27 protein-coding genes are annotated in these 25672 nt (G+C 64.4%); 12 read left to right on the plus strand and 15 right to left on the minus strand.

Annotated elements, in window-relative coordinates; genetic code table 11:
- Nucleotides 1–121: 121 nt before the first annotated feature.
- A complete protein-coding gene (locus PanNE5_RS12020; RefSeq protein WP_017232728.1) occupies nucleotides 122–790 on the plus strand; it encodes a VTT domain-containing protein in 669 nt (222 codons plus the stop codon).
- A gap of 115 nt (nucleotides 791–905) precedes the next feature.
- Here the strand turns inward: PanNE5_RS12020 and PanNE5_RS12025 are convergent, their stop codons facing one another.
- Both PanNE5_RS12025 and PanNE5_RS12030 read right to left on the minus strand, forming a co-directional pair.
- The gene (locus PanNE5_RS12025; protein WP_254440920.1) at nucleotides 906–2360 is read right to left on the minus strand and encodes an N-acetylmuramoyl-L-alanine amidase; all 1455 of its coding nucleotides are present in this window, start codon (nucleotides 2358–2360) and stop codon (nucleotides 906–908) included.
- A complete protein-coding gene (locus tag PanNE5_RS12030) occupies nucleotides 2354–2878 on the minus strand; it encodes a bifunctional tRNA (adenosine(37)-N6)-threonylcarbamoyltransferase complex ATPase subunit type 1 TsaE/phosphotransferase (protein WP_017232730.1) in 525 nt (174 codons plus the stop codon). Before PanNE5_RS12030 ends, PanNE5_RS12025 begins: the two co-directional genes overlap by 7 nt.
- A 17-nt stretch (nucleotides 2879–2895) precedes the next feature.
- On the opposite strand from PanNE5_RS12030, the gene queG reads away from it, so the two are divergent.
- Entirely contained in the window at nucleotides 2896–4158 is a 1263-nt protein-coding gene (gene queG, locus PanNE5_RS12035) for a tRNA epoxyqueuosine(34) reductase QueG (RefSeq protein ID WP_261938043.1), read from the plus strand.
- Entirely contained in the window at nucleotides 4125–5144 is a 1020-nt protein-coding gene (gene xerD / locus PanNE5_RS12040) for a site-specific tyrosine recombinase XerD (RefSeq protein ID WP_410007526.1), read from the plus strand. Before queG ends, xerD begins: the two co-directional genes overlap by 34 nt.
- A gap of 91 nt (nucleotides 5145–5235) precedes the next feature.
- On the opposite strand, the gene PanNE5_RS12045 is transcribed toward xerD, so the two are convergent.
- Entirely contained in the window at nucleotides 5236–6801 is a 1566-nt protein-coding gene (locus PanNE5_RS12045; protein WP_261938045.1) for a class I adenylate-forming enzyme family protein, read from the minus strand.
- A gap of 114 nt (nucleotides 6802–6915) precedes the next feature.
- On the opposite strand from PanNE5_RS12045, the gene ybaK reads away from it, so the two are divergent.
- On the plus strand, nucleotides 6916–7410 hold the full coding sequence (gene ybaK, locus PanNE5_RS12050; protein ID WP_017232734.1) for a Cys-tRNA(Pro) deacylase: 495 nt from the start codon (nucleotides 6916–6918) through the stop codon (nucleotides 7408–7410).
- Nucleotides 7411–7543: 133 nt separating this feature from the next.
- Nucleotides 7544–8152: a glycerol-3-phosphate 1-O-acyltransferase PlsY gene (plsY, locus tag PanNE5_RS12055; RefSeq protein ID WP_017232735.1), complete on the plus strand. Its 609-nt coding sequence runs from the start codon at nucleotides 7544–7546 to the stop codon at nucleotides 8150–8152.
- Nucleotides 8153–8251: 99 nt separating this feature from the next.
- Here plsY and PanNE5_RS12060 read toward each other — a convergent pair whose 3' ends face one another.
- Nucleotides 8252–8737 carry a YajQ family cyclic di-GMP-binding protein gene (locus PanNE5_RS12060; RefSeq protein ID WP_017232736.1) on the minus strand — a complete coding sequence of 162 codons (486 nt, stop codon included), beginning with the start codon at nucleotides 8735–8737 and terminating at the stop codon, nucleotides 8252–8254.
- A gap of 252 nt (nucleotides 8738–8989) precedes the next feature.
- On the opposite strand from PanNE5_RS12060, the gene murB reads away from it, so the two are divergent.
- Nucleotides 8990–10006 (plus strand): UDP-N-acetylmuramate dehydrogenase, encoded by a 1017-nt coding sequence (murB, locus tag PanNE5_RS12065; protein ID WP_017232737.1) that lies wholly within the window; start codon nucleotides 8990–8992, stop codon nucleotides 10004–10006.
- On the opposite strand, the gene PanNE5_RS12070 is transcribed toward murB, so the two are convergent.
- The 3 genes from PanNE5_RS12070 to argF all read right to left on the minus strand — a co-directional run bounded on the left by PanNE5_RS12070 (nucleotide 9996) and on the right by argF (nucleotide 13202).
- Entirely contained in the window at nucleotides 9996–11444 is a 1449-nt protein-coding gene (locus PanNE5_RS12070; protein ID WP_315973433.1) for a patatin-like phospholipase family protein, read from the minus strand. The two genes, murB and PanNE5_RS12070, sit on opposite strands and share 11 nt — an antisense overlap.
- A 90-nt stretch (nucleotides 11445–11534) precedes the next feature.
- The gene (locus PanNE5_RS12075; RefSeq protein WP_017232739.1) at nucleotides 11535–11858 is read right to left on the minus strand and encodes a pyrimidine/purine nucleoside phosphorylase; all 324 of its coding nucleotides are present in this window, start codon (nucleotides 11856–11858) and stop codon (nucleotides 11535–11537) included.
- A gap of 417 nt (nucleotides 11859–12275) precedes the next feature.
- Nucleotides 12276–13202 (minus strand): ornithine carbamoyltransferase, encoded by a 927-nt coding sequence (gene argF / locus PanNE5_RS12080; RefSeq protein WP_017232740.1) that lies wholly within the window; start codon nucleotides 13200–13202, stop codon nucleotides 12276–12278.
- A gap of 351 nt (nucleotides 13203–13553) precedes the next feature.
- On the opposite strand from argF, the gene PanNE5_RS12085 reads away from it, so the two are divergent.
- On the plus strand, nucleotides 13554–13868 hold the full coding sequence (locus tag PanNE5_RS12085) for a DUF3579 domain-containing protein (protein ID WP_017232741.1): 315 nt from the start codon (nucleotides 13554–13556) through the stop codon (nucleotides 13866–13868).
- 295 nt (nucleotides 13869–14163) lie between these two features.
- On the opposite strand, the gene rpsT is transcribed toward PanNE5_RS12085, so the two are convergent.
- Nucleotides 14164–14436, minus strand: coding sequence for a 30S ribosomal protein S20 (rpsT, locus tag PanNE5_RS12090; protein ID WP_017232742.1), 273 nt, complete (start codon nucleotides 14434–14436; stop codon nucleotides 14164–14166).
- A 179-nt stretch (nucleotides 14437–14615) separates the two neighbouring features.
- Between rpsT and murJ the strand changes: the two genes are divergently transcribed.
- Together murJ and PanNE5_RS12100 are read left to right on the plus strand one after the other, a co-directional pair.
- Nucleotides 14616–16166 carry a murein biosynthesis integral membrane protein MurJ gene (gene murJ, locus PanNE5_RS12095; protein WP_026131734.1) on the plus strand — a complete coding sequence of 517 codons (1551 nt, stop codon included), beginning with the start codon at nucleotides 14616–14618 and terminating at the stop codon, nucleotides 16164–16166.
- A gap of 46 nt (nucleotides 16167–16212) precedes the next feature.
- The gene (locus PanNE5_RS12100; protein WP_017232744.1) at nucleotides 16213–17079 is read left to right on the plus strand and encodes a SirB1 family protein; all 867 of its coding nucleotides are present in this window, start codon (nucleotides 16213–16215) and stop codon (nucleotides 17077–17079) included.
- Nucleotides 17080–17192: 113 nt separating this feature from the next.
- Here PanNE5_RS12100 and PanNE5_RS12105 read toward each other — a convergent pair whose 3' ends face one another.
- From PanNE5_RS12105 to PanNE5_RS12135, 7 genes are all read right to left on the minus strand, one after another.
- Nucleotides 17193–17687 (minus strand): DUF962 domain-containing protein, encoded by a 495-nt coding sequence (locus PanNE5_RS12105; RefSeq protein ID WP_261938046.1) that lies wholly within the window; start codon nucleotides 17685–17687, stop codon nucleotides 17193–17195.
- A gap of 295 nt (nucleotides 17688–17982) precedes the next feature.
- On the minus strand, nucleotides 17983–18648 hold the full coding sequence (adk, locus tag PanNE5_RS12110) for an adenylate kinase (protein WP_261938047.1): 666 nt from the start codon (nucleotides 18646–18648) through the stop codon (nucleotides 17983–17985).
- Between the two features lie 305 nt (nucleotides 18649–18953).
- The gene (gene kdsB / locus PanNE5_RS12115) at nucleotides 18954–19733 is read right to left on the minus strand and encodes a 3-deoxy-manno-octulosonate cytidylyltransferase (RefSeq protein ID WP_130027944.1); all 780 of its coding nucleotides are present in this window, start codon (nucleotides 19731–19733) and stop codon (nucleotides 18954–18956) included.
- Between the two features lie 8 nt (nucleotides 19734–19741).
- Nucleotides 19742–19948, minus strand: a complete 207-nt coding sequence (locus PanNE5_RS12120; protein WP_017232748.1) for a Trm112 family protein — start codon at nucleotides 19946–19948, stop codon at nucleotides 19742–19744.
- Nucleotides 19929–21002 carry a tetraacyldisaccharide 4'-kinase gene (gene lpxK / locus PanNE5_RS12125; protein WP_261938048.1) on the minus strand — a complete coding sequence of 358 codons (1074 nt, stop codon included), beginning with the start codon at nucleotides 21000–21002 and terminating at the stop codon, nucleotides 19929–19931. Before lpxK ends, PanNE5_RS12120 begins: the two co-directional genes overlap by 20 nt.
- Nucleotides 20999–21460 (minus strand): ExbD/TolR family protein, encoded by a 462-nt coding sequence (locus PanNE5_RS12130; protein ID WP_261938049.1) that lies wholly within the window; start codon nucleotides 21458–21460, stop codon nucleotides 20999–21001. The genes lpxK and PanNE5_RS12130 overlap by 4 nt, the downstream gene beginning before the upstream one ends.
- Nucleotides 21461–21475: 15 nt before the next feature.
- On the minus strand, nucleotides 21476–22090 hold the full coding sequence (locus PanNE5_RS12135) for a MotA/TolQ/ExbB proton channel family protein (protein ID WP_261938050.1): 615 nt from the start codon (nucleotides 22088–22090) through the stop codon (nucleotides 21476–21478).
- 449 nt (nucleotides 22091–22539) lie between these two features.
- On the opposite strand from PanNE5_RS12135, the gene xseA reads away from it, so the two are divergent.
- The 3 genes from xseA (at nucleotide 22540) to PanNE5_RS12150 (ending at nucleotide 25667) form a co-directional block, all read left to right on the plus strand.
- Nucleotides 22540–23913, plus strand: coding sequence for an exodeoxyribonuclease VII large subunit (xseA, locus tag PanNE5_RS12140; RefSeq protein WP_261938051.1), 1374 nt, complete (start codon nucleotides 22540–22542; stop codon nucleotides 23911–23913).
- 203 nt (nucleotides 23914–24116) lie between these two features.
- Complete coding sequence (gene sodB / locus PanNE5_RS12145; protein WP_017232754.1) at nucleotides 24117–24695, plus strand: superoxide dismutase [Fe]; 579 nt, start codon at nucleotides 24117–24119, stop codon at nucleotides 24693–24695.
- A 231-nt stretch (nucleotides 24696–24926) separates the two neighbouring features.
- A complete protein-coding gene (locus PanNE5_RS12150) occupies nucleotides 24927–25667 on the plus strand; it encodes an HD-GYP domain-containing protein (RefSeq protein ID WP_157211385.1) in 741 nt (246 codons plus the stop codon).
- The last annotated feature ends 5 nt before the right edge of the window (nucleotides 25668–25672 follow it).

The following is a 25672-nucleotide window of genomic DNA, read 5'->3' on the forward strand; positions in this document are numbered from 1 at the left end:
CCCGTGACGGTCGGCGCCGACCGTCACGGGCACGACACGACGCCCGACGTTTGCGCTGGTATCATGCGTTCGTCGCGTGCCCGCAGGGACGGGCCGGCGTCCTTTATCTTGAGGAATCGACTTGGATACTTTGGTGCAATTGGTGGAGATGGTGCTCCACATCGATAAACATCTGGGGGTGTTTATCGATCAATACGGAAACTGGGTGTATCTGTTCCTGTTCATGATCGTGTTCGTGGAAACGGGGCTGGTGCTCTTTCCGTTCCTTCCGGGTGATTCCCTGCTGTTCATTGGCGGTGCATTTGCGGCGACCGGTGCGATGGATCCGTGGTTGCTCGGCGTACTGCTCTTCATTGCGGCAGTGACCGGCAACACGCTCAACTTCTGGATCGGATCGAAGATCGGGCCGCGCGTGTACGAGAAGAACTGGCGTTTTCTCGATCGCGACGCCTTGCGCAAGACCCACGACTTCTACGAGCATCACGGCGGCAAGACCATTGTGATTGCGCGTTTCGTGCCGATCGTGCGGACGTTCGCGCCGTTCGTGGCGGGGGTGTCGGCCATGTCGTGGGTGCGCTTCCAGCTCTACAACTTGCTCGGCGCCCTGATCTGGGTGACGCTGCTCGTGGGCGGCGGTTACCTGTTCGGCAACCTGCCGATTGTCAAGCAATACCTGAACGTCATCGTGCTGGTGGGCATTTCGGCAGCGGTGGTGCCGATCGCGCTCGGCGCGCTCTGGAAACTGGTCACGCGCGGTCGTCGCCGTGTGGCGCAGGGCCAGGGCGAGTAAGGTCGACCGTCGGGCAGACAGTGACCTCGCAGGTCCAATAAAAAATGGCGCGTCCGGTTGATGACCGGGCGCGCCATTTTTGTCTTGGCGTTGCGCGAACGTCCGTGGCCGGCCGTCAGGCCGTCCGATTCTTCGCAAGGGGCGGATTCTTGGCGAAGTAGGCCTTGATGCCCTTGAGCAGTGCATCGGCGAGCCGCTCCTGGTAGGCCGGATCGTTCAGCGCCTGCTCTTCCTTGGGGTTGCTGATGAAGGCCGTCTCGACGAGCACCGACGGAATGTCGGGGGCCTTGAGCACCGCGAAGGCCGCCTGTTCGACGTGCTTGCTGTGCAGCCGGTCCGCGACGGTGCCGATCTCGGCGAGCAGCGCCGTGCCGAATACCTTGCTGTCACGGATCTGCGCCGTTGTCGACATATCGAGCAACGCATGCGCTACGGCGCGGTCGTTGGTCTTGATATTGACGCCGCCGATCAGATCGGACGCGTTTTGCGTCTTTTCCAGCAGACGTGCCGTCGCACTCGTGGCGCCACGCTCGGACAGGGCGAATACCGACGCCCCGTTCGCCGACGGCGAGGTGAACGCATCGGCGTGAATCGACATGAACAGGTCGGCGTCCACGCGGCGGGCCTTCTGCACCCGCACGCCGAGCGGCACGAAGAAGTCGGCGTCGCGCGTCATCATCACCCGCATATTGGGTTGCGCATCGATCTTCTCTCGCAGCCGCTTGGCGATCTGCAGCACCACCACTTTCTCGTAGGTGCCGCTGCTACCGATCGCGCCGGGGTCTTCTCCGCCATGGCCGGGGTCGAGGGCGATGGTGAGCAGGCGGGCGGTCTTCGGTCCGCGTGACGGTGGCGTGAGCAGCCCGTCGTCGTTGCGCTGGGCGAGCGACGGCATTCTGTCCGTGGTCGAGGGCGCCGGGGGGCGTGAGACGCGCGGGCCCGGCTCACGTTGCGCGTAACGCTGAAAGAACGCTTCGCTCTCCTCCGTGCTCGGCGTGCCCGTGCCCGACGACGGGTTCGAGGGCTGAGCGGGCGGTGTGTTCTGCGCCAATGCCTCGGCCTTGTGGCTGGACTTGGCGAGCAGTTCCATGAGCGGATCGGGCTCGACCGCCGGATACAGGTCGAACACGGTGCGGTACTTGTAGCCCGCGACCGGCGGCAACGTGAAGGATTGTGGCTTCACGCCGGCCTTCAGATCGAACACCATGCGCACGACGCCGGGTTTGAACTGCCCCACGCGCACCTGCATGATCTGCGGGTCGTTCGGCTGGATCTTTGACACGAGATCGCGCAGCGCCGGGCTCAGATCCACTTCGTCGAGATCGATGACAAAGCGGTTCGGACTGGCCATAAGTTGCTGCTGGAACTTGACCGGGTTGTCGGTCTCCAGCGTGACGCGTGTGTAGTCCTTGGCCGGCCAGACGCGCACCGCCACGATGGCATTGGCGAAGGCGAGACGCGGGCCGGTGAGGGCGAGGATGAGTGTCGAGGCGCCGGCGCGCAATGCACGGCGGCGGCCGGCATTGGGCGATGAGGCGTCGTCGGTACGAATAAAGCGTTTGATCAGCATGAGTTCAGGCAAGCAAGACCGGCCGGCGTGTAGGCGCTCGTCGTCAGACGGCGGCTGTTGCCTACAGGTTCCAGCCAAAGGCCCAAATCGGGGGTGCCCAGGAGACCTTCGGCTTTCTCCGGCCACTCGACGAGGCACAGGGCGTCGCCTGCAAAGTGCTCCCGAAAGCCCGTGTCGTGCCATTCGGCCGGATCGGCGAAGCGATACAGGTCGAAATGATAGACCGGCAACACGCCTTGTGGTGTGTCGATGTTGTAAGGTTCACACAATGCATACGTGGGACTTTTGACGCGTCCGGTATGGCCCAGCGCGCGCAGCAGGGCACGCACGAGCGTGGTTTTCCCTGCACCGAGGTCGCCCGAGAGCTGCACGTGCAGTCCCGCATGCGCCGGGTCAGTGTGCGCCGCGCGTGCCACGATGGCGCGCGCGAGCGCTGCGGCGAAGGCCTCGGTGGCGGCCTCGTCCGGCAGCGCGAAGATGCGCTCGCCCAGGGGCGTCGGCGTTGATGAATCGGGCATTGCGTAAAATGGAGTCGATGAAAGCTTCCGTGATTTTCCCCGCTACCGCCGCACAAGTCGAGTCGGCGGCACCTCCGAATGCCTCGGAAGTGTCGTCCTCGCGCGACAATGCGACGTCTCCCGCCCTCGATGCCGGGGACTTGGCCGCGCTTGCCGGTCAGATTCGCGCATGGGCGAGCGAACTCGGTTTCGGCCGGGTCGGCATCACGGACATCGATCTCTCGCACGCCGAAGCGGGGCTGCAACAATGGCTCGACGACGGCTGTCATGGCGACATGGACTACATGGCGGCGCACGGCATGAAGCGCGCGCGGCCCGCGGAGCTGGTTCCCGGCACGGTGCGCGTCATCAGCGCACGCATGAACTATCTTCCGAACGACACCGACATGGCGAGCTGGCGCGAGCGTGAAGCCGCGCGCGCGGCGATGCCAGCCGAGGCGGTCGTGTCGATCTATGCGCGCGGACGCGACTATCACAAAGTCATGCGCCATCGGCTGCAACAACTGGCCGATCGCATTACCCAGGCCATCGGGCCGTTCGGCTACCGTGCATTCACCGATTCGGCCCCCGTGCTCGAAGTCGAACTCGCGCAGAAGGCCGGGCTGGGCTGGCGCGGCAAGCACACCCTGCTGCTCTCGCGCGACGCGGGCTCGCTCTTCTTTCTCGGCGAGATCTTTGTCGACGTGCCGCTGCCGGTGGATGCCGATGCGCCAAGCACGCCGAGCGAGATACCAGGCAAGGCAACGGGGCACCGCCTGCACCCGGGCGAGCACTGCGGGCAATGTCAGCGATGCCGCGACGTTTGTCCGACCGGCGCCATCACCGAAGCGTTTCGCGTCGATGCGCGGTTGTGCGTGTCGTATCTGACGATCGAGCACAAAGGGGCAATTCCCGAGAATTTGCGCGCGAAGATGGGCAATCGCATCTATGGCTGCGACGATTGCCAGCTCTACTGCCCGTGGAACAAGTTTGCGCAGCCGTCGCCGCTCGCCGATTTCGCTCCGCGCAACCGGCTCGATAGCGCCTCGCTCGTCGAACTGTTCGCCTGGAGCGAAACGGAATTCATGGATAAGCTGGCCGGCAGCCCCATTCGTCGTATTGGCCATGAGCGATGGCTGCGCAATCTGGCCGTGGGGCTTGGCAATGCGCTGCGCGACTCGGCAGATGCCGCCGCGCGCGCGCCGCTGCGCGATGCCTTGCTCGCGCGACGCGATCACCCATCGGCGTTGGTGCGCGAGCATGTCGAATGGGCGCTGGCCCAGGAAGGAGCCACCGTTTGACCCCAGGCACCCACCCCGCGAGCGAGAACCTCACCGACGTCGACAATCTCGATGACCCGTCGTCTCCGCTGGCCTTCGACCCCGACGGCGCGACCTATGTGCGCAGTGTCACGCTCATCGACCAGTTCTGCGACACGATCTGGCTCGAAGACGGCCTCTCTCGCAATACGCTCGACGCTTACCGACGGGATTTGCGCCTCTTCGCGCAATGGCTCGCCGCCAAGTGCGAGACTTCGCTCGATGGCGTGGACGAGGCGGCGCTCGCCGCCTATCTGGCGTGGCGCCGCGAGAGTCTGGCGAGCAGCGTCAATCGTCGTCTGTCGGTCTTCAAACGGTTCTATCAATGGGCACTGCGCTACCATGTCGTGCACCAGGACCCGTGTTTGCGCATCGCATCGGCCAAGCGTGCCCAGCGGTTGCCCTCGACATTGTCGGAGGCGCAGGTCGAAGCGTTGCTGGCGGCCCCCGATCTGGCCCAGCCGCTTGGGTTGCGCGATCGCGCGATGCTCGAACTGATGTACGCGAGCGGTCTGCGCGTTTCGGAACTGGTCGCGCTCAAGACGATTGAAGTGGGATTGAACGAGGGTGTGCTGCGCATCTTCGGCAAGGGTGCGAAGGAGCGGCTGGTGCCGTTCGGCGAAGAGGCCAACGCGTGGCTCACGCGATATCTGGCGCAGAGTCGAGGGGTGCTGCTGGCCGGTCGCGCCTGCGACACGCTGTTCGTCACGCAACGCGGCCAGGGGATGACGCGGCAGGCGTTCTGGTATCTGATCAAGCGCTATGCGTTGCAGGCGGACATTCGTGCGCCGCTCTCACCGCATACGCTGCGTCATGCCTTCGCGACGCATCTGATCAATCACGGCGCGGATCTGCGTGTGGTGCAGCTGTTGCTCGGCCACGCCGACATCTCCACCACACAGATCTACACGCACGTCGCGCGCGAACGCCTCAAGTCGCTGCACGCACAGCATCATCCGCGCGGGTGAGCGCCGTGTGTGAAGCGCGTGCTGCGTGGGCCGCGTGTACGGCAAGCAAGGCCGGCGCGGTAGGCGAGCGACGCCGCCGCGCCATCAAACTTCAAAGCAACGCCTTGAGCTTGTGCTTGAGCACCTTGCCCGTCGACGCGGCGGGCAGGGCATCGAGCACCCGAATCTGCGCCGGACGCTTGTACGGTGCGAGCCGCGTCGCCGCCCACGCGGCCAGCGCTGCGACGTCGATCGCATGGCCCGGGCGCGCCTCCACGAACGCGATCACCTGCTCGTTCTCCTCGTCGGGACGTCCGAGGACGGCCGCTTGCAGCACATCCGGATGGCTCGCCAGCGCCTGCTCGACTTCGAGCGGATAAACGTTGAAGCCGGAGTGGATGATGAGTTCCTTGGCGCGTCCCGCGAGGAAGAGCGCGCCGTCGACGGTGCGCCGCGCAAGATCGCCGGTGCGCAGCCAGCCGTCGTCGGTCACGGCTGCCGCCGTCAGCGCTGGGGCACGGTAGTACCCGAGCATCACGTTAGGACCACGCACCCAGAGTTCACCAACGTCGCCATCGGGCAGGTCATGCCCGTCGCGACCCACGATACGTACCGTCACGCCGGGGATCGCCGGTCCCACGGCGCAGTCGTCGCGCGGGGCGTCGAGCAGCGTCTGCGAGACGGTCGGACTACTCTCCGTCAGCCCATACCCGTTGTGAATCGGCAGGCCATAGAACGCTTCGGCACGCGCCTTGAGCGCCGCATCGAGGGGCGAGCCGCCCGAGTAGACGAAGCGCAGCCGCGGTGCGATGAGTGTCCGGTTCTGCGCCGTCACATAGGCCATCAGGCGGGCGTGCATCGCGGGCACCCCTTGCAGGATCGTCAGCCCGTCGTGGGCGAGCGAATCGAGCACGGCTTCGGGAGTAAAGCGCGCGGCCAGCCGTAGCGTGCCGCCAGCGTACAGCGTGCCCAGACACACCGACGTCAGGCCGTAGACATGCGAGATCGGCAGCACGCCGTAGGCAATATCGTCGGCACCGACGCGTCGCAGCGCGCTCGACACCGCAGCGATGAACATCAGGTTGCGATGCGAGAGACGAACGCCCTTGGGCGTGCCGGTCGTGCCGGTTGTGTAGATGAGCGCCGCGCATTGCAACGCCGGATCAGTCTGCACCGGCTCGGCGGCGCTGTCGGGATCGATGTCGGACACCGCGATGGCGCCGAGCGCAAGGTCGGTCCAGGCGACCTTGGCGGCGTCTCCCCGGGCGTGCGCGGCGGCATCGGGCGAGGCATCGACGGTGTAGATCGCGCAGCGCGGTTGCGCATGATCGCGAATGGCGTTCAATTCCGCGGCGCTGACCCGCGCGTTGCACAGCAGCGGCCAAGCGTCGAGGGCTGCCACGGCGAGCAGCAGCACCACATACGCGATGCCGTTCTCACCGACGATCATCACGCGATCGCCGCCCCGCACGCCGTGCGCGCGCAGGCGCTCGGTGCAGGCGCTGACGGTGTTCGCCAGTGCCTCGTAGGTGAGACGGCTGAAGTCGTCGATCAGGGCGATGCGCGTGGGCGCTTGCGCGGCGATCCGCGCGGGCAGCGTGTCGATGCGTGCGGGCAGATTCGCGAGCAAGCTGGAGGCGAAGGCGTCCGGATGAGAGGGGGCGGGAGAGGCTGACATGCCGGCATTGTAATGCGCTCGCCGTCATCGAGCATCGCACACGCCGTCGAGGATGACCGCGGTGCGCGCATTCCGGGACCGCAGTCCTTGGCCGTTTCATTACAATAGGCGCCCATGAGCAAGACCAAACACGTCTCGGAAACGCCGGCCACGCAGTTTCTGAAGCAAAAGAAAGTGGCCTTCACCGAACACGTCTACGAGTACGTCGAACATGGCGGGACCGGCGAGTCGGCACGCCAGTTGGGCGTGCACGAGCATGCGGTCGTCAAGACGCTCGTCATGGAAGACGAGAAGGCCCGGCCGCTGATCGTCCTCATGCACGGCGACCGGACCGTCTCGACCAAGAACCTCGCGCGCCAGATCGGCGCCAAGCGCGTGGAGCCCTGCAAGCCGGAGGTCGCCCAGCGTCATTCGGGTTATCTGGTGGGCGGCACGTCGCCGTTCGGCACGAAGCGCGCGATGACCGTGTATGTGGAGGCGTCGATTCTCGATCTGCCGCGCATATTCATCAACGGCGGGCGACGCGGGTACCTCATTGGCATCGCCCCGCAGGTGCTGCTCAACACATTGGCGGCCAAGCCGGTGTCGTGTGCGCTGAGCGACGAGTAGTCGCCACGGCGCGGCGGCCTGCGTCTGTCCGATCGATCCGGTCGCGGCGCAACCCCGTGGTTGCCAGAATGGAGGGACGGAGCGCGTCAAGTAGAATGGCGGCCATTACACATTCTGCTCACGCTCGAAGTTCATGGCCACACTGGTTTTTATCGTTCTCGCGTACCTGATCGGCTCGTTACCGTTTGCGGTGATCGTCAGCCGCACGATGGGTCTCGCCGACCCGCGCAGTTATGGCTCGGGCAACCCGGGCGCCACGAACGTGCTGCGCTCAGGCAACAAGAAGGCCGCCGTGCTCACGCTGATCGGCGACGCCCTCAAGGGCTGGCTTGCCGTCTATCTTGCGCAACGCTTCGCCGATACGTGGGGTGTAGGTGACTTCGGTCTGGCGGCCGTGGCCCTTGCGGTCTTCATGGGCCATCTGTACCCGGTGTTTCTACGCTTTGCCGGCGGCAAGGGCGTAGCGACGGCGGCCGGCGTCCTGTTCGCCATCCATCCGGTGCTGGGGCTCGCCGTGCTCGCGACGTGGCTCATCATCGCGATCTTCTTCCGCTATTCGTCGCTCGCGGCACTGGTGGCGGCGGTGTTCGCGCCGCTTTACTACGTGTTCATGTCTGGCTTCGGACCGTACGCCCCCGCGGTGATCGTCATGGCGATCTTGCTGGTCTACCGGCACCGCGCCAACATCGGCAAGCTGATGGCGGGCAAGGAAAGCCGCATCGGGCAGAAGAAGGCGAAGTAAGGCCGGCGTTACGTCGGCTCGGCCGAACCCGGCACGGCCTCGACCCATACAAAACCCGCAGCGAGTCTGCGGGTTTTGCTTGTCTGCGGCGCGCGTCTGTCAGTCGCGGAAGTTGTTGAAGTCGAGCGGAGTGTCGGTCACGTCCTTGCGCAGCAGGGCCATGGCACTTTGCAGGTCGTCGCGCTTGGCGCCCGCGATGCGCACGCTGTCGCCCTGGATGCTCGCCTGCACTTTCATCTTGCTGTCCTTGATCACGCGCACGATCTTCTTGGCCAGATCGCCTTCGACGCCTTTCTTCACCTTGACGACCTGCTTGACCTTGTCGCCGCTGATCTTCTCGACCTTGCCGTAGTCGAGGAAGCGCACGTCCACGTTGCGCTTGGCCATCTTGCTGATGAGCACCTGCGTGACTTGCTCGAGCTTGAAGTTGTCGTCGGCGAACAGCGTGAGTTCCTGCTCCTTGTGCTCGATTCGCGAGTCCGATCCCTTGAAGTCGAATCGCGTCGAGATTTCCTTGTTGGCCTGCTCGATGGCGTTCTTGACTTCAATCATGTTGGCTTCGCTAACCACGTCGAACGATGGCATCTGGCTCTCCTGAAAGGTAAAGGGTTCGTGAAATGGCGCGCCGGGCATGCCGCACGGGGGATGGTGGCGCCGGCGCACCCGGACGGGACGACCGGGTCATGCGGGCAGCGCGAACCTCGGCCGCGTGGCCGCTATAATGGTGCGCAAAATTCTTTCGCCCGACATTGTAATTCAGCCGTCGCTCCGGTGTCCCTTCCGGGCGCTGTCCGGGACGGCGGCCCCACGGATCACCCACTGATTTCTCCCGACTTCATGCCTCAGTTGCAACGCGACGTCAGCCTGCGCGACTTCAATACCTTCGGCCTGCCCGCCTCCGCCCGCTTTGTCGTGACGATCGACAGCGAAGCGGCGCTTCTCGATGCGCTCGCCATGCCCGAACTCGCAGGCTTGCCGCGTCTCGTGCTCGGCGGCGGCAGCAATGTGGTGCTCACGCGCGACTTCGACGGCGTGGTGTTCCGGATGGCGATTCGCGGCCGTGAGCGGCTCGCCGACGACGCGCACGCGCGCTATGTGCGCGGCGGCGCCGGCGAGGTCTGGCACGACTTCGTCGACTGGACGCTCTCGCAGGATTGTCCTGGCCTGGAAAATCTCGCCCTGATCCCGGGCACCCTCGGGGCTGCCCCGATTCAGAACATCGGCGCCTACGGGCTGGAACTGGCCGAGCGCTTCGCCGAGGTGCGCGCGCTCGATACGGCCACGGGCGCATTCGTCACCCTCACCCGCGAGGCGTGCGCGTTCGGCTATCGCGATTCGCTGTTCAAGCGCGAACCCGGGCGTTACCTCATCGTCTCGGTCACATTGCGGCTGCCACAGCCGTGGCAGCCCGTGACGGGCTACGCGGACGTGTCGCACACGCTCGCCCAGGCGGGCATCGCGCAGCCGAATGCGCGGCAGATCTTCGAGGCCGTGGCGGACATTCGCCGCCGCAAACTGCCCGATCCGGCCGAACTCGGCAACGCCGGGAGCTTCTTCAAGAACCCCGTGGTCGACGCCGCAACGTTTGCCGCACTGCGCGAGCGGTTTCCGGAAGCGGTCGGCTATGCTCAGCCGGACGGCGCCTGGAAAGTCGCCGCGGGCTGGCTGATCGACCAATGCGGCTGGCGCGGCAAGTCGCTCGGCCACGCGGGCGTGCATGAGCGTCAAGCGCTCGTGCTCGTCAATCGAGGCGGCGCCAGCGGCGCGGAGATCGTGGCGCTCGCGCGCGCCATACAGGCCAGCGTGCAGGAGCGCTTCGGTATCGCGCTCGAGCCCGAACCGCTCATGCTTTGATCGACGTGGCGTCGGGCAGGCGCTGCAGGTAATCGCGCCGCAGGTCGACGGTGGAGCGCACGCCGACGTCGTCGAAGTGCGCATCGAGCCAACGGCTCGCCGCCTCGCGGCCACGGTCGCGCAGCGTGGTGAGGAAGTGCCAGTCGGTCACGAATTTCGTCGATGACGACAAGTCGTACAGCGCCTTGTCCGCGCGAATCGAGTGAATCAGCGGGTACTTCAGACGCTTGCGAAACTCGGGCTTGAGCCATCCCTCGTCAAGCAGTTTGTGCACGAAGGAAATGGCACGGAATTCGCGCTGCAGCGACGCATTGAACGTGATCTCGTTCACGCGATTCATGATCTGCCCCGGCAGCACGGGTTTCTCTTTGCGCTCGATCGGGTTGATGTGCACGATCAGGATGTCGCTCGTGAGCGTCTCGTAATAAAACGGATAGAGCGGCGGGTTGCCGAGATAGCCGCCATCCCAGTAAAAATCCTCGTCGATTTTCACCGGCTTGAAGAGCCACGGCAGACACGCCGACGCCATCGCGACGTCGAGCGTGATTTCGTGTGTGCGAAAGATGTGGATGTTGCCGGTGCGGACGTTGGTCGCAGACACGAACAGGCGCGTCGCGGTGCTTTCGCGCAACCGTTCGAAATCGACCTGCGCTTCGAGCACGGTGCGCAGCGGGTTGATTTCGGCCGGGGGCTGCGCGAACGGTGTCATCCATTGCTGCATGCTCTGCATCCAGTCGTGCCAGACCGGGTATTCGGTCGGACGGCCGTTGAGCCAACTGAAGACGGTCTGCGCCCAGGCGGTTGCCGAGGAACCTGCCTGCGACACGCCGAGCCAGAAGCTGTGCAGCGCCTCACGCGCCTTCTCGCGCGGGTCGACACCCGGACGATCAAGCAGGCCGTGCGCCAGTACGACGGCGTTCATCGTGCCTGCGGACGCGCCGCTGATGCCTTCGAACTCGAGGCGTCCGTCTTCCAGCAATTTGTCGAGCACGCCCCAGGTGTAGGCCCCATGCGCACCGCCCCCTTGCAGCCCCAGGTCGATGCCTTTTCGCTTCGCGGAGCGGCCGCGTGAGGGTTTCGTGGATTTGGCGGGGGCGCGCGTACGGGGAGCCTCAGGCGTCTGCGCACCGCCCTTGGCCGAGAGGGCGTCGCTCGGCGCATCCGTGGCGGAGGTGCGCTTGCGAGCGCGAGGCGTGGCGGATTTCTGGGGCGCGTTGCCGGTACGTGCCGGCCGGGTGAGGCCATCTGGCGGGAGCAACGGTACGTCGGTCGGCTCGAGATCGGTGCTCGTGCCGTTCACTGATTCGGCAGCGGATTCGGCCGGCACCGAGTGAGAGGACAGCGAGGTGGTCGAAGCCGCGGCCTGCGCATCGGCAGGGGGGGCATCAGCTCGGTCGCCGGAAGCATCGTCGGCGGATTCGGGGGGCAGACGCGACATAGTGAGTAGCGGCGCCGGGCCGCGCTGAACCGGCCGAGAGGGCGACGCCGGGGGAGACCCCCCCGCGCAGTCGCGATGCTGGCCGGTCGGTTAGCCGTAATGGCAGACGTAATCGAGCGTCTCCAAGACCTCGATATCGAACTTGCTGTTGCCCGGCACGGAGAACTGCTGACCGGCGGCGTATTCCTGCCACTCGGCCTGACCGGCCAGACGGATGCGGCAGCGGCCGCTCGTGACTTCCATGATTTCGGGCGCATCGGTGCCGAACTGGAGCATAGCCGGGAAAATCACGCCCAGCGTCTTGCGCGTGCCGTCCGGGAACAGCACGGTGTGCGACACGCACTTGCCGTCGAAATAGGTGTTGGCGCGCTTGATTACGGAAACGTTGTCGAACTGCGTTGCGTTTTGCGTCATGACCGAATGCGGAGTCGAATGCGATGGAAAGTCGCGATGATGGGTCGATAAGCCTGCCCCCAACGGGGCAAACGTGAATTCATGCTAGCACGTTTCGAACGTCCACCCGTCTGCATTTTGTGCGATGCACAACGAATTTGCCTCGTTGTGGTGCAAATTGCGAAATGTTCTGACGGAGGGTAACGACTACAACGTGCGGTGATGAAGCGCGCGTCAACGAGGGACGCCTGCGCGTGAGCGATGATAGCGGAACGTTGGTCGCGGTGGGGATGCCGGATGTTGGAGCGGGCGGCGAGCGTGACGCGAAGGTGACGCGAGGGAGGTGCGGAGGACGTACGGGGGAGGCGCTGGCGCGGTGGCCAAAGATAACGCGCCCGGACGGCGTTGCGCTGGTCCGGGCGTGGTCTGATCGACGCGTTAGACGCGACCGAGCATCAGGTATTCCATGAGCGCCTTCTGCACGTGCAGACGGTTCTCGGCTTCGTCCCAGACGACGCTTTGGGCGCCGTCGATCACGTCGGCCGACACTTCCTCGCCACGGTGCGCGGGCAGGCAGTGCATGAACAGTGCGTCCGGTTTGGCGCGCTGCATGAGGTCGGCGTTCACGCACCACTGAGCGAAGGCCGCTTTTCGTGCCTCGTTCTCCGCTTCATAGCCCATGCTCGTCCAGACGTCGGTCGACACGAGGTCCGCGCCCTCGCAGGCCTCGCGCGGGTCGTCGAACTCGCGCACGAACGGGCGGCTCGACTCGGCCACCATCGCCTGATCGAGGCGGTAGCCGGGCGGTGTCGAGATGTTGAACTGGAAGCCGAAGATCTCGGCGGCCTGTATCCACGTGTAGGACATGTTGTTCGCGTCACCGATCCAAGTCACGGTCTTGCCCTTGATCGGGCCGCGATGCTCGTAGAACGTAAAGATGTCCGCCATCACCTGACACGGGTGATATTCGTTGGTCAGGCCGTTGATCACCGGTACGCGCGAGTGCTGCGCGAAGCGCTCGATGATCTCCTGACCGAACGTGCGAATCATGATGATGTCGGTCATTCGCGAGATCACCTGGGCCGCGTCTTCGATAGGCTCGCCACGGCCAAGCTGCGTGTCGCGCGTGTTCAGAAACACGGCGTGGCCACCCAACTGGTGAATCCCGGCTTCGAACGAGAGTCGCGTGCGTGTCGAGCTTTTCTCGAAAATCATCGCCAGCGTGCGGTCGTGAAGCGGGTGGTAGGTCTCGTAGTTCTTGAATTTCTTCTTGAGAATGCGGGTGCGCTCAAGCACGTAGTCGTACTCGTCGAGCGTCAAATCCGAAAACTGAAGGTAATGCTTGATGGGTTTGGCGGTGGTCATTTGGATGTTCTGCTGGAGGCCGATAGCGCGGGAATTCAAAGGGAACTCTCTCGCTGGCGGCACGACGAACAAGCCTTGAGGCCTGTCCCCCGGTCAGGCGCGTGAAGGTGTTCTACCGGTTGCTGGCATCAGGGGAACAGCCGCTAGTCTACCAAATCGTTTTGCCGTCACACGAAAAGCGTATGATCGAGCGCGATGCTGCACGGCCAAAAACGGCTGGCAAGACCGAAAAAAACATCGGCAGCGAGGGTGGGGGACAGGTTTGAGTCTTATATAAGATATAATACTGTCTCTGTCAGCGACGCTACCCGCGTATGGCTGGCCAGGTGCTTTTTGAGGTGATTGAGCGATATGACCGACCAGGTTTCCGCGCGCGAGTATTTCATCCAGGGGCTCACCCGGGGTGGCAAGAAGTTCCGTCCGAGTGACTGGGCGGAACGTCTGTGCGGCGCCGTGTCGTTTTGTGGCCGGCGCGATACCGGCCCGAACGCATACATGCAGTACTCCCCCTATGTGCGTCCGATCATGGTGGGCGACGTCAAATGCGTCGTTGTTGACGAGCGGTTGCGCGACATCGAGCCGATGGCTTTCGATTTCGTGATGAATTTTGCGCGTGACAACGACTTGCAACTGACCGAAGCCTGCTTCGTTCCCGACGTCAAGTAATCCCCTTGGCCGTTTTGCGGCCAGACGTGAGTGTCGGGCCTTTGGCCCCGACTCACCGTCGTTCTACCCCGTCGTCGCCCGTCGCGCGGTGACCGGCCTCGTGGTTCACGCCATTCACGCATTCGTCCCGGATTCTCTCGCAGCCGTACAGTGGCTGGCGCGCGCGTCGCGTGAGTGTGGTCGGCGTTCTTTGGCTTCAGCGAAAAGAAAAAGCCCGCACGAAGCGGGCTTTTTTTGTGTTCCGACCGAAATCGGAACCGGCAAGCAACTTGAGTCTGCTTGACCGCTTGCGCGGTTAGGCAGCAGCCGACATCGCCTTGATGGCGGCCGACAGGCGGCTCTTTTGACGAGCGGCGGTGTTCTTGTGAACGATCTTCTTGTCAGCGATGATGTCGATCGTCTTGGCCGACTTGCGCAGCACTTCCTTGGCAGCGGTGGGGTCGCCAGCGGCGATGGCCTTGCGGACCGCCTTGACTGCCGTGCGCAGACGCGAGCGCAGTGCCGAGTTGTGGGCGTTGATCTTAACGGTTTGACGCGCGCGCTTGCGTGCTTGTGCGGTATTTGCCATGTTCGGTGAATTCCTTGAATTGCTCCGCCTGATGCGGCTTCTATGCAGTTTGGCTCGGCTCCCTGGGAGACACGGTGGCCAGGAAGCAATCCATTGACTTCGAAACCGTCGATTATAGCCGAACGCCAATGGAAATTGCAACTTCTTTGCTGCAATGCTGTGCGTATAATACGCGCAACATGAATTTGCTCAAAGCTCTCGCTACGGTCAGCGGTTTCACGATGCTCTCGCGCATCACCGGTCTGGTCCGTGAAATCCTTATTGCACGCATGTTTGGCGCCGGTCCCATGACCGACGCCTACAACGTCGCATTCCGCATCCCCAATCTGCTGCGCCGCCTGTCCGCCGAAGGTGCGTTTTCGCAGGCCTTCGTGCCGATTCTGGCCGAATTCAAGTCGCAGCGCAGTCATGAGGAGACGAGAACCCTCGTCGATTCAGTGACCACCGTGCTGTTCTGGGGGTTGCTGGCGATCACGATTGCCGGGGTGCTCGGCGCGACCGGGGTCGTCTATGCCGTCGCGACCGGGCTCTCGCGTGAGAACGGCACGTTCGACTCGGCCGTGTTCATGACGCGCGTGATGTTCCCATACATCACGCTCATCTCGATCACGACCCTTGCCGCCGGCGTGCTCAATACGTGGCGGCGATTCTCGATGCCCGCGTTCGCGCCCGTGCTGCTCAATCTCTGTTCGATCATCGCCTCGCTGTGGGTCGCGCCGCATCTGGCGAAGCCGGTCTACGCGCTGGCCTTCGCGGTGATCGTTGGCGGCGTGCTGCAATTGGTCATCCAGCTCCCGGCGCTCGCGCGCATCGACATGTTGCCGCGCATCACGATCAATATCGCGGCGGCGTTGCGTAACACCGGCGTGAAGCGGGTATTGGCGAAGATGGTGCCGGCCACGCTGGCCGTGTCGGTGGCGCAGGTGAGCCTCATCATCAACACGAACATCGCGTCGCGCCTCGCGCAGGGCAGCGTGTCGTGGCTGGCGTATGCCGACCGGCTGATGGAGTTTCCGACGGCATTGCTCGGTGTGGCGCTGGGCACGATCCTGCTGCCGAGCCTCTCGCGCGCCCATGCCGATGGCGATGGCGCCGAGTATTCAGCCTTGCTGGACTGGGGGCTGCGCCTGACCTTCCTGCTGGCGATGCCGAGTGCCGTCGCGCTGTTCGTCTACGCCGAGCCGCTGACCGCAACGCTCTATCAATATGGCCGTTTCGACGCGACCGACGTCGCGATGACGGCGCACGCGCTGACCGCCTATGGCGTCGGGCTGGTTGGCCTGATTCTCATCAAGATTCTGGCGCCCGGCTTCTATGCCAAGCAAGACATCAAGACGCCGGTGAAGATCGCCGTCGTGGTGCTCGTTGCCACGCAGCTCTCCAATCTGCTCTTCGTTCGGTGGTTCGCCCATGCGGGGCTTTCACTGTCGATCGGCGTGGGCGCGTGCATGAACGCGGTGTTGCTGTTCGCGGGGCTTTACAAGCGTGGTATCTACCGGCCGGCGCCCGGATGGCGTCTGTTCTTCGTGCAATTGCTGGCCGCCTGCCTGATTCTGGCGGGCTTGCTGCTGTGGTTCACCCAAAGCTTCGACTGGGTGGCGATGGGCGCGCGCCCGCTCTCGCGCATTGCGCTGCTTGGCGCCAGTCTGGTGCTATGCGCGGTGGTGTATTTCGGGGCATTATTCCTCATGGGTTTCAACTTCTCGTTCTTCCGCCGACGCACTCGCTAGCGATTCGCTCGCGCGCCACTGGCACGGTGGACTTCACGGATACCGCATGGCGAATCGATTTCTCGAGTATTTTGCTGCGCTGGTCGCGTCCGACGACGGTCTACCGCTGACCGAAGCGGCCATCGCCATCGCGCAAGACGTCTATCCCGATCTCGACGTTCAGGACACGCTGACCCGGATCGACGCGCTCGCCGCGCGTCTGGCCAAGCGTCTGCCGCCCGACGCCGGGCCCCTGCAGAAGCTCCAGTTGCTCGATCATTTCTTCTTCCGCGAACTCGGGTTCTCCGTCAACCAGAACGATTACTACGATCCGGACAACAGTCATCTGCATGTGGTGCTGGACCGGCGTCGCGGCATTCCGATTTCGTTGGCCGTGCTTTGCATGGAGATTGGGCACCAGATCGGCCTGCCGCTGCGAGGCTTGTCGTTCCCGGGGCATTTCCTGCTACGGCTTGCGGTACCGGCCGGCGACGTGGTCATCGACCCGATTTCGGGCAACTCGCTTTCGCCGCAGCGACTGCTCGAAATGGTCGAGCCCTATCTGAAGCACTATCGCGACGAGAGCGCCGAGCCGATTCAGGAGTTGGCGCTTTGGGCGTTGCTGCACCCCTTCCTGGAGCCCGCCACGCCGCGCGAAATTCTTGCGCGGATGTTGCGCAATCTGCGAGCGATCTACACGCAGAACGAGCGATGGGAACGCGTGCTTGCGGTGCAGGAACGCATGGTGCTCGTCTTGCCCGACCAGCCGGTCGAGCAGCGCGATCGCGGGCTGGCCTATGCTCGCCTTGGGCTGGTACGTCCGGCGCAGGACGACCTTGAGCACTACCTGGGCACGCGCCCCGATGCCGAAGACGCCAATGCGATTCGGCAGATTCTCGACGACCTGAGCCGTCGTCCGGGCAGTCACGGATAACGACCGGCGCTTCCTGTTCTCCCCCTGTCGTTTCCGTCGTCTCTAAGGCAAAACGCCCGCCGTGTCGGCTGGCGCTGCGACATCGCGCGTCGTTCGTCGGGACGCGCGGGCCATTACGCCGACTGTGCCGCCAATTCCTGGACGCGTCGTTGCAGACCGGGTTTGTAGCCGAAGTGAAAGAACACCTCGGCCATCAGGAACATCGGTGCGATAAAGATCTGGAAGACGTTATCGAGCAGCGCGGGCTTGCGGCCCTCGAAATGATGGCCGATCAACTGAACGATCCAGCCGCCGACGAACAGCACGCCAAAGACGGTCAGCGCCCACGGCCACGACAAGGTGGCCAGGTGCTGTGTGATGGCCAGCAGCGCGGCGAAGAAGGCCGTCATGGCAAGTGCCAGCGGGACATCGAGCAGGAAGTAATACATCAGCAGCACCAGCACGATCACATGCGCGACATTCAAGCCGCTCGGGCCTAGCGGCAGCGCTGAGAGCGCCTGCATCACGGCCAGCATGATCATGGGAACGCCGAAGAAATGGGTCAGACGATTCTTGGGACTGCGGTGATAGCGCTGGTAGAACGACATCTGTTGCGCCAGTGATTTCATGCCAGCCTCCTGCCATGGGGACGGGAAGAACGCGGGATCGCCACCGACAGCCTCGGCGATTGAACCGACCGCAAGTGCGTTCGGATTTCCATTGTAGTCATCGCCGTAACGACAGTTTGTTGCGTTGCGGCAATTCGACTCACCCCGTTGATGCGCCGGGAGCGACACTCCATGACATTGGCAAAAAAGGCGGCCCAGGGTGATCTGGCCGCCTTTCTCTACGTCGTCGTTCGCGCCGACCTGACCCCGGGCGCAGCGAATGCCGCACGGAGTCAAAGGGGCGACGCTCGCGTGCTTACTTCAGTGCCTCGAACACGCGCGCACGAATTTCGTCCACGCTGCCTTGCCCCGAGATCTTGCGATACTGCGGTGCCTCGACGGTCGCGCCCGGGCTGCCATGCTTCGCCCAATCCGAGTAGTACGCCACGAGCGGCTTGGTTTGCGATTCGTACACGCTCAGGCGTTTCTTGACGGTGTCTTCCTTGTCGTCGTCGCGCTGCACGAGCGGTTCGCCGGTCACGTCGTCCTTGCCTTCGACCTTGGGCGGGTTGAACGTGACGTGGTACGTACGACCCGATGCCGGATGCGTGCGTCGACCGCTCATGCGTGTGATGATTTCGTCGAAAGGCACGTCGATCTCGAGCACGAAGTCGATGGCGACACCGGCGTCCTTCATGGCTTCCGCCTGCGCAATCGTGCGCGGGAAGCCGTCGAACAGGTAGCCGCTTTTGCAGTCGTCGGCGCTCAGGCGCTCACGCACCATGCCAATGATGACGGCGTCCGGCACGAGGTCGCCCGCGTCCATGTAACGCTTGGCTTCGAGGCCAAGCTGAGTGCCTTCCTTGATCGCGGCGCGCAGCATGTCGCCGGTCGAGATTTGCGGGATGCCGAATTTCTCTTTGATGAAAGTGGCTTGGGTGCCCTTGCCGGCCCCGGGTGCCCCCAACAAAATCAGACGCATCAATGACTCCTGAAAGTTTGTGATTTGTGAATGCTGTGCGTGCGGCAGGCAGGCGCGTCCCCGGGATTCGGCGGCGGTTGCGGGTCGTGTGACCGGCCAACCGCGCTGCGCGCAGGCGACGCGTCGGCAGGGCGCGTCGCGCGCGGCCGGGGAGGCTGCTCGCGAGAATCAGAGCGATTATGCCACGATGAGCCCGTCTGGCGGCGTTTTGCCAACCAATGGGCGTCGTACCGGTGCGATTTCCGGGACAAGCGCGCGAGCGATTGGCCGGCGTGCCAACGCCGGCATTCGTGCTGGATCGGGCGTTAGTTCCGCAGCAGCGCGCGAACGCGTTCGAGATCATCCGCTGTGTCCACGCCCGGCAGCGGGGCGTCGGCAGTCACGAGCACGGCAATGCGCTCGCCATGCCAGAGGGCGCGGAGTTGTTCGAGCGATTCGGCGGTTTCGATCGGGGCCTGCGGCAGGCTCGGATAAGTGCGCAGGAATTTGGCGCGATAGGCGTAAAGCCCGATGTGACGAAAGACGGGCGTGGTCGCCGCGGGTAACGTTGCGGTGTGGGCAAGCCCGGCGGACCATGCATCGCGCGACCACGGAATCGGCGCGCGCGAGAAGTAGAGGGCGCGGCTATGGGCGTCGAGCACGACCTTGACCACATTCGGCGAGAAGATCTCCGCGTTGTCGGTGATCGGATGCGCCGCCGTCGACAGGGCACATTCCGGGTGCTCGGCCAGATGCGCCGCTACCGCGTGCACCAGACGCGGATCGATGAGTGGCTCGTCGCCCTGCACATTGACGACGATCGTGTCGTCGGGCCACCCCTGCTGGACGGCCACCTCGGCGAGACGATCGGTGCCAGTCGGGTGATCCGCACGCGTCAGGGCGACATCGAAGCCGTGCGCGGCGACGGCATCGGCCACACGCTGTGAGTCGGTCGCGACGACCACCTGACACGCCCCCGATTCGCGCGCCCGCTCGGCCACGCGCACGACCATCGGCTTGCCGCCGATATCGGCGAGCGGCTTGTTCGGTAGACGCGTCGACGCGAGACGCGCCGGCACGACGGCGACAAAGTCGACGGTGTTCATCGAATCGCTCACGATGCCGGCTTGTCGCCGCTCAGCGGCACGGGCGTACCTTCGACGGACTGGCGCGCTTCATCGGCCAGCATGACGGGAATGCCGTCCCGAATCGGGTAAGCGAGCTTGTCGGCGTGGCAAATCAGCTCCTGGGCTTTCTTGTCGTACTCCAGGGGGCCCTTGCACAACGGGCAGACGAGAATCTCAAACAGTCGGTTGTCCACGCAATTTCTCCACTACCAGGGATACGAGGCGCGCGTCGAGCGCTGCCTCCGCAGGCACGGCCCACACGCGTGGGTCGGACCAGGTGACGCATTTTACTGCATCCTTTTCGGTGATCAGGATGGCATCGGCCGCGGCGCCGTCGAACGGATTCGTCGCAAAGTCGTAATGATCGGGCAACGCCAGCGTCTCGATCTGCAGACCTGCGCCACGCAGCGCCGCGAAGAAGCGCTCGGGCGCGCCGATACCGGCCGCCGCCAACACGCGTTTGCCCGAGAAGTGCACCAGCGCCCGGGTCAGGCTCGGCTGGCTCACGCACCAGGCATCGCCCAGCGTAAGTGTCAGCCGCCAGGTGTCGGGCCACTGGGGGAGCGTTTTGCCGTAAGGGTCGTTGATCAGATTGGCGTCGCGTCGCCGCGAGAGCGGTTCGCGCAACGGTCCGGCGGGCAGCAGGAAGCCGTTGCCGCCCAGCCGGTGGTCAAACACGGCGATTTCAACGTCACGCGCGAGCGCGTAATGTTGCAGGCCGTCGTCGCAAACGATGACGTCGCATGCCGGATGCGCGGCCAGCAGCGCGCGGCCACCTTCGACACGCGACGGCCACACCCACACCGGCACCCCCGTGCGCTTGGCGATCAGCAGCGGCTCGTCGCCGACCGCGTCGGGGCGTGCCGTTGGACTGACTTCGGTCGGACGTGGCAGCGTTGCCCCGTATCCGCGCGACAGAACGCCGGGCGTATAGCCGAGCGCGCGCAACGCGCCGACCAGCGCGATGACGGCTGGCGTTTTACCGGTGCCCCCCACGGTGAGATTGCCGACGACGACGACCGGAACCGGCAGCCGCGTCGACGTTCTCCATCCCTGGCGAAAGCTCAGGCGCCGCCAGGCCGCCATGGCGGCAAAAACCCACGATATCGGCCACAGCAGCCAGGCGAGGAGTCCTCGTCGCTGCCACTGGGCGCTGACCCAATGCACCAACGAGCCCGACAGACGCGGCACCAGTGCGCGCGAGCGCACGCCCGCGGCATGGCTGGGGTGTGATGAAGGTGTCGTCATCGGGACGGTTGACCCGCCGCGCCGTGGGCCGTCGTCGAGCGTGCGGCGAACGTCAGGCGAGACAGACCGGCCTCGCGGGCGGCTTCCATGACGTTGATGACCGACTGATGCGCGCTTTTGGCGTCGGCATTGATCACGACGACCGGCGACTCGGCGTCGGTGTTCGCGGGACCGGCCGCTTGACGCAGCGCTGTCGTAAGGCTCGCGACATCGCGCTGCGCGAGCGCGTGCCGGTCAATGGCGTAACTGCCGTCGGCGCCGACCGAGACCACGATCTGACGTGGCGGCACGACGGCCTTCTGTGCATCGGCCGTCGGGAGGTTGACCTTCAGCGCCGTGTAGCGCGTGTAGGTCGTGGTGACCATCAGGAAGATCAGAATGACCAGCAGCACGTCGATGAGCGGGATCAGGTTGATCTCCGGTTCGTCGCGTGTGGAGAGACCTCGACGGAAATTCATCGTGCGTCCCTCGGATCAATGCCGCGGCAGCGTGGCATCGAGGAAATGGACCGCCTGCGTCTCGAGTTCGACCAGGAACGCGTCGACACGGGTGCGGTAGTAACGATAGAAGATCATCGCGGGAATCGCGATCATCAGACCGAAGCCGGTGTTATAGAGCGCAACCGAAATGCCGTGCGCCAATTGCGCGGGATCCGTGCCCGAGGCGTCTTGCGCACCAAAGATTTCGATCATGCCGACGACGGTGCCGAACAGGCCCATCAGCGGTGCGACCGACGCGATGGTGCCCAGCGCGGGCAGAAAACGCTCCAGTTCGTGCGCGACAGCACGTCCGGTCTCTTCCAATGCTTCTTTCGCGCCTTCACGTGGACCCTGCGGGTTGTGGGCGACGTAGCGAACGCCGGTGGCGAGCACGCGCCCGAGCATCGAGCCGCGCGCCAACGCGTCGGTCGCGTCTTGCTTGCCCGAACCACGCCTGGCGAGCATGATGGCATTTTCGAGCACGCCGCTCGGCAGCACGCGGGTGCGGCGCAGCGACAGGGCGCGCTCGACGATCAGGGCGAGCGCGAAAACGGAGGCGATGAGAAGCGGCCAGATGGGCCAGCCGGCGGCCTGGATAACGGCAAACAAGGACGACCTCTTACTTATTGCGGGGGATCGGGCAAACGAGTCCGAACTGTAGCTTGCAGGGGGGGGATGGGCAAGCACCGTTTTCCACACCACAGGCGCACAAGGATGTGGAAAAGCTTGGGATACATTCAGCAACTGATTGATGCGACGTGATTTTTTCCTCCGTGATGAAAAAATGGGCAGGAAAACGTTTCAGAAATGAACATATCCGCAAACTCACGATTCCCAGTCAATCGCCGCGCGCCTGTGGATAACTATGTGAACATGTCGGCGAATCAAGCGATCGCGTGACGATCGCGTTGATATCGCTTCGCCGCATCGCCGCGAAGCGCTCCGCAAGGGCCGATAAATCAAGGGTTTGGCATCGGGGCGAAGGAAAAATGCGGCGACCGGGCGAGAAAACCCTTAAATTAGCGGGCCTGTGGACAGTTTTTTGCCGGCAAACACGCATGAACTTATCTTTCGACGACGCCCGGCCCGCTGGTGGCGCGGATCGCGTGCTAAGTGTTTCGGATTTGAACAAAGCCGTGGCCGGCGTGCTGGAGCGGAGCTTCCCCCTGGCATGGGTCAGCGGTGAAATTTCGAACTTCACGCGCGCGGCGAGCGGCCATTGGTATTTCTCGATCAAGGATGCGCAAGCGCAAATGCGCTGCGTGATGTTTCGCGGCCGCGCCCAGCACGCCGATTTCTCGCCGAAGGAGGGCGATCGGGTCGAAGTCCGCGCGCTGCTCTCCATGTATGTACCGCGCGGGGAGGTGCAGCTCAATGTCGAAGCGATCCGCCGCGCCGGGCAAGGCAATCTGTATGAGGCGTTTCTGCGACTCAAGGAAAAGCTGGCGGCGGCCGGGCTGTTCGACGCGGCGCGCAAGCGTGAGTTGCCGCGCTATGCCCGTCGCATTGGCGTCGTAACGTCGCTGCAGGCGGCAGCCCTGCGCGACGTGTTGACGACGCTCGCCCGGCGCGCACCGCACGTCTCGGTCGTGGTGTATCCCGCCCCGGTGCAGGGCGCCGATGCCGCCATGCGGCTCGCGGCGGCACTCGACACGGCCAACGCCCGCCGCGAGGTCGATACCCTGCTGCTTTGCCGGGGCGGCGGTGCGATCGAAGACCTGTGGGCATTCAACGAGGAAGTGCTGGCCCATGCCATTGCGCGCAGCGAGTTGCCCGTGGTGTCCGGTGTGGGGCATGAAACCGATTTCACCATTGCCGACTTTGTGGCGGACGTTCGGGCGCCCACGCCGACGGCGGCGGCGGAGCTGATCAGTGCGTCGCGCGACGAATGTTTGCGCGAGCTCGACCGTGAGCGCCAACGTCTGACGCGGGCCATGTGGCGCATGCTCGAGCAACGCGCCCAGCAGCTCGACAGTGTGTCGCGCGCGCTGGTGTCGCCGCGCGAGCGTCTGGCGCGCCAGCGGGGCGAACTGGCGCACTTGGCCGATCGGTTGCGTCACGCGCTTGAGCGCCCGTTGGCCCAGCGCCGCGGCCGCTTCGAAATGCTGCGCCTGCGTCTGACGCGTGCCGTGCCCGGCATCGCCCCGCAACACGAGCGCGTTGCGCTCCTCTCGCAGCGCCTGCAAAACGCGATGTCACGCCGCACGGAGCGCTCGGTACAACGGCTGGCCGATGCCACGGCGCAACTCGAGCTGCTCAACCCGCGCCGCACGCTGCAGCGCGGTTATGCCGCCGTGCTCGACGCCAAGGGACAGCCGTTGCGCGACCCCCGCAAACTCCAGCGCGGCCAGCACGTGACGATGCATCTGGCCGACGGCGCGGCCGATGTGGGTATTGGTGATGTTCAGGTCAGGCTAGACGATACTTTTTAGCGGGGCTTGGTACGGCAATCCGGGGCAATCGCGGGCATCATGCGTCGATCAGGCGGTATTGGCCAGCAATCGTCGCGTTGCAGCCACCCGGTGCGGCCCGGCGAGTAACCGTGCGGTTTGCGGGGTTATCGCATCTGCCCTAGAATCGATGGCTCCGGATAACGCAAAATCGGGTTCCCCTCAGAGCACAAAGGACAATCGCCATGGAACACAAGCTCCCTGAACTGCCGTACGCCATCGACGCACTCGCGCCGACCATCTCCAAGGAAACGATGGAGTATCACTACGGCAAGCATCACCAAGCCTATGTGACCAACTTGAACAACCTGATCAAGGGCACCGAATTCGAAAGCGCCAGCCTCGAAGACATCATCAAGAAGTCGTCGGGCGGCGTGTTCAACAACGCGGCGCAGGTGTGGAACCACACCTTCTTCTGGAACACGCTGTCGCCGAAGGGCGGCGGTGCGCCGTCGGGCGATCTGGCCAAGGCCATCGACGCCAAGTTCGGCTCGTTCGACGCGTTCAAGGAAACCTTCTCGAAGTCGGCCGTCGGCAACTTCGGGTCGGGCTGGACGTGGCTTGTGAAGAAGGCCGACGGGTCGGTCGACATCGTCAACACCAGCAACGCCGCCACGCCGCTGACCGGCGCGGACAAGCCGCTGATCACGATCGACGTGTGGGAACACGCGTACTACATCGACTACCGCAATGCCCGTCCGAAGTTCGTCGAGGCATTCTGGAACCTGGTCAACTGGGACTTCGCCGCAAAGAACTTCGCGTAATCGAGGCCCCGGACGTTGCCGGTCGACGTCGGCAACGTGCCAACGAGGTGACGTCAGGCGCCCGACCCGAGCGTCCGGCGTCACCGGCAAAAAGAAAGCCCACCGCTCGCGGTGGGCTTTCTTTTTACTGCGGTTGCCAGACTGTAGGCATCTGCCCTGGGCTTGATGGCAATCAATATTTGCGGATCTGCGCGTCGTTAGAGTGTGCGTTTCAAACTCACCGAACAATGTATGCCCGACCCTGCGCCAACGCACGCCATCCCCGTGGCGAGCGCCTCTTGCACCCGCGATGCCTCGCGGGCAGCGACCGGTCGCGACGCCTCGCACGACCGCACACAACCCCACTCGCACCGCCACTGGCTCGCAGACGCCCGTCTCATGCGCAGCCTGCCGCCCGCAGCGTGGGCACTCTTCCGGTTGGCCGAACATAAGCGCGGCGGCACCGCGACCCACATGTGGCGTGTCGGCGCGCTCACCTGGCGTTTCGCCCAAGCGTTGGGGATCCCAGCGGTCGAGGCGCAGGCCCTCGGGCTCGCCGCCGCGCTGCACGACACCGGCAAGCTGTGTGTTCCGAACGCGATATTGGAAAAGCCGGGCAAGCTGACGCCCGATGAGATTCGCGTGATGCGCATGCATCCGCAATCAGGAGCCGACATACTGAGCACGCTCGGCGGCGCAGCCTGCGCGTTGGCCGCGACGGTCGCCCGCACGCATCACGAGCGTTACGACGGCGGTGGCTATCCGGGTGCGTTGTCGGGAAATCGTATTCCCCTGGCGGGACGGATCGTAGCGCTGGTCGATGTGTTCGACGCGCTCGCGAGTCACCGTCCGTATCGCGCGGCACTCAGTCCCGCGCAGATCGTCGAGGCGATGCTCGCGGAGCGCGGGCGTCACTTCGATCCATGGCTGCTGGATCGTTTTCTCGAGCGCTCGCTCGGACCGGCGTTGCGGCTATCGAGCGGCGCGTACTGAGCGCA

The organism is Pandoraea sp. NE5, from assembly GCF_024363545.1.
GTDB classification, from domain to species: domain Bacteria; phylum Pseudomonadota; class Gammaproteobacteria; order Burkholderiales; family Burkholderiaceae; genus Pandoraea; species Pandoraea cepalis.

What these genes read in the sequence shown, in the direction of transcription:
- PanNE5_RS12025 (WP_254440920.1), bottom strand. Translation starts at nt 2,360, where the DNA reads ATGCTGATCAAACGCTTTATTCGTACCGACGACGCCTCATCGCCCAAT.
- PanNE5_RS12030 (WP_017232730.1), bottom strand. Translation starts at nt 2,878, where the DNA reads ATGCCCGATTCATCAACGCCGACGCCCCTGGGCGAGCGCATCTTCGCG.
- queG (WP_261938043.1), top strand. Translation starts at nt 2,896, where the DNA reads ATGAAAGCTTCCGTGATTTTCCCCGCTACCGCCGCACAAGTCGAGTCG.
- xerD (WP_410007526.1), top strand. Translation starts at nt 4,125, where the DNA reads ATGGGCGCTGGCCCAGGAAGGAGCCACCGTTTGACCCCAGGCACCCAC.
- PanNE5_RS12045 (WP_261938045.1), bottom strand. Translation starts at nt 6,801, where the DNA reads ATGTCAGCCTCTCCCGCCCCCTCTCATCCGGACGCCTTCGCCTCCAGC.
- ybaK (WP_017232734.1), top strand. Translation starts at nt 6,916, where the DNA reads ATGAGCAAGACCAAACACGTCTCGGAAACGCCGGCCACGCAGTTTCTG.
- plsY (WP_017232735.1), top strand. Translation starts at nt 7,544, where the DNA reads ATGGCCACACTGGTTTTTATCGTTCTCGCGTACCTGATCGGCTCGTTA.
- PanNE5_RS12060 (WP_017232736.1), bottom strand. Translation starts at nt 8,737, where the DNA reads ATGCCATCGTTCGACGTGGTTAGCGAAGCCAACATGATTGAAGTCAAG.
- murB (WP_017232737.1), top strand. Translation starts at nt 8,990, where the DNA reads ATGCCTCAGTTGCAACGCGACGTCAGCCTGCGCGACTTCAATACCTTC.
- PanNE5_RS12070 (WP_315973433.1), bottom strand. Translation starts at nt 11,444, where the DNA reads ATGTCGCGTCTGCCCCCCGAATCCGCCGACGATGCTTCCGGCGACCGA.
- PanNE5_RS12075 (WP_017232739.1), bottom strand. Translation starts at nt 11,858, where the DNA reads ATGACGCAAAACGCAACGCAGTTCGACAACGTTTCCGTAATCAAGCGC.
- argF (WP_017232740.1), bottom strand. Translation starts at nt 13,202, where the DNA reads ATGACCACCGCCAAACCCATCAAGCATTACCTTCAGTTTTCGGATTTG.
- PanNE5_RS12085 (WP_017232741.1), top strand. Translation starts at nt 13,554, where the DNA reads ATGACCGACCAGGTTTCCGCGCGCGAGTATTTCATCCAGGGGCTCACC.
- rpsT (WP_017232742.1), bottom strand. Translation starts at nt 14,436, where the DNA reads ATGGCAAATACCGCACAAGCACGCAAGCGCGCGCGTCAAACCGTTAAG.
- murJ (WP_026131734.1), top strand. Translation starts at nt 14,616, where the DNA reads ATGAATTTGCTCAAAGCTCTCGCTACGGTCAGCGGTTTCACGATGCTC.
- PanNE5_RS12100 (WP_017232744.1), top strand. Translation starts at nt 16,213, where the DNA reads ATGGCGAATCGATTTCTCGAGTATTTTGCTGCGCTGGTCGCGTCCGAC.
- PanNE5_RS12105 (WP_261938046.1), bottom strand. Translation starts at nt 17,687, where the DNA reads ATGAAATCACTGGCGCAACAGATGTCGTTCTACCAGCGCTATCACCGC.
- adk (WP_261938047.1), bottom strand. Translation starts at nt 18,648, where the DNA reads ATGCGTCTGATTTTGTTGGGGGCACCCGGGGCCGGCAAGGGCACCCAA.
- kdsB (WP_130027944.1), bottom strand. Translation starts at nt 19,733, where the DNA reads ATGAACACCGTCGACTTTGTCGCCGTCGTGCCGGCGCGTCTCGCGTCG.
- lpxK (WP_261938048.1), bottom strand. Translation starts at nt 21,002, where the DNA reads ATGACGACACCTTCATCACACCCCAGCCATGCCGCGGGCGTGCGCTCG.
- PanNE5_RS12130 (WP_261938049.1), bottom strand. Translation starts at nt 21,460, where the DNA reads ATGAATTTCCGTCGAGGTCTCTCCACACGCGACGAACCGGAGATCAAC.
- xseA (WP_261938051.1), top strand. Translation starts at nt 22,540, where the DNA reads ATGAACTTATCTTTCGACGACGCCCGGCCCGCTGGTGGCGCGGATCGC.
- sodB (WP_017232754.1), top strand. Translation starts at nt 24,117, where the DNA reads ATGGAACACAAGCTCCCTGAACTGCCGTACGCCATCGACGCACTCGCG.
- PanNE5_RS12150 (WP_157211385.1), top strand. Translation starts at nt 24,927, where the DNA reads ATGCCCGACCCTGCGCCAACGCACGCCATCCCCGTGGCGAGCGCCTCT.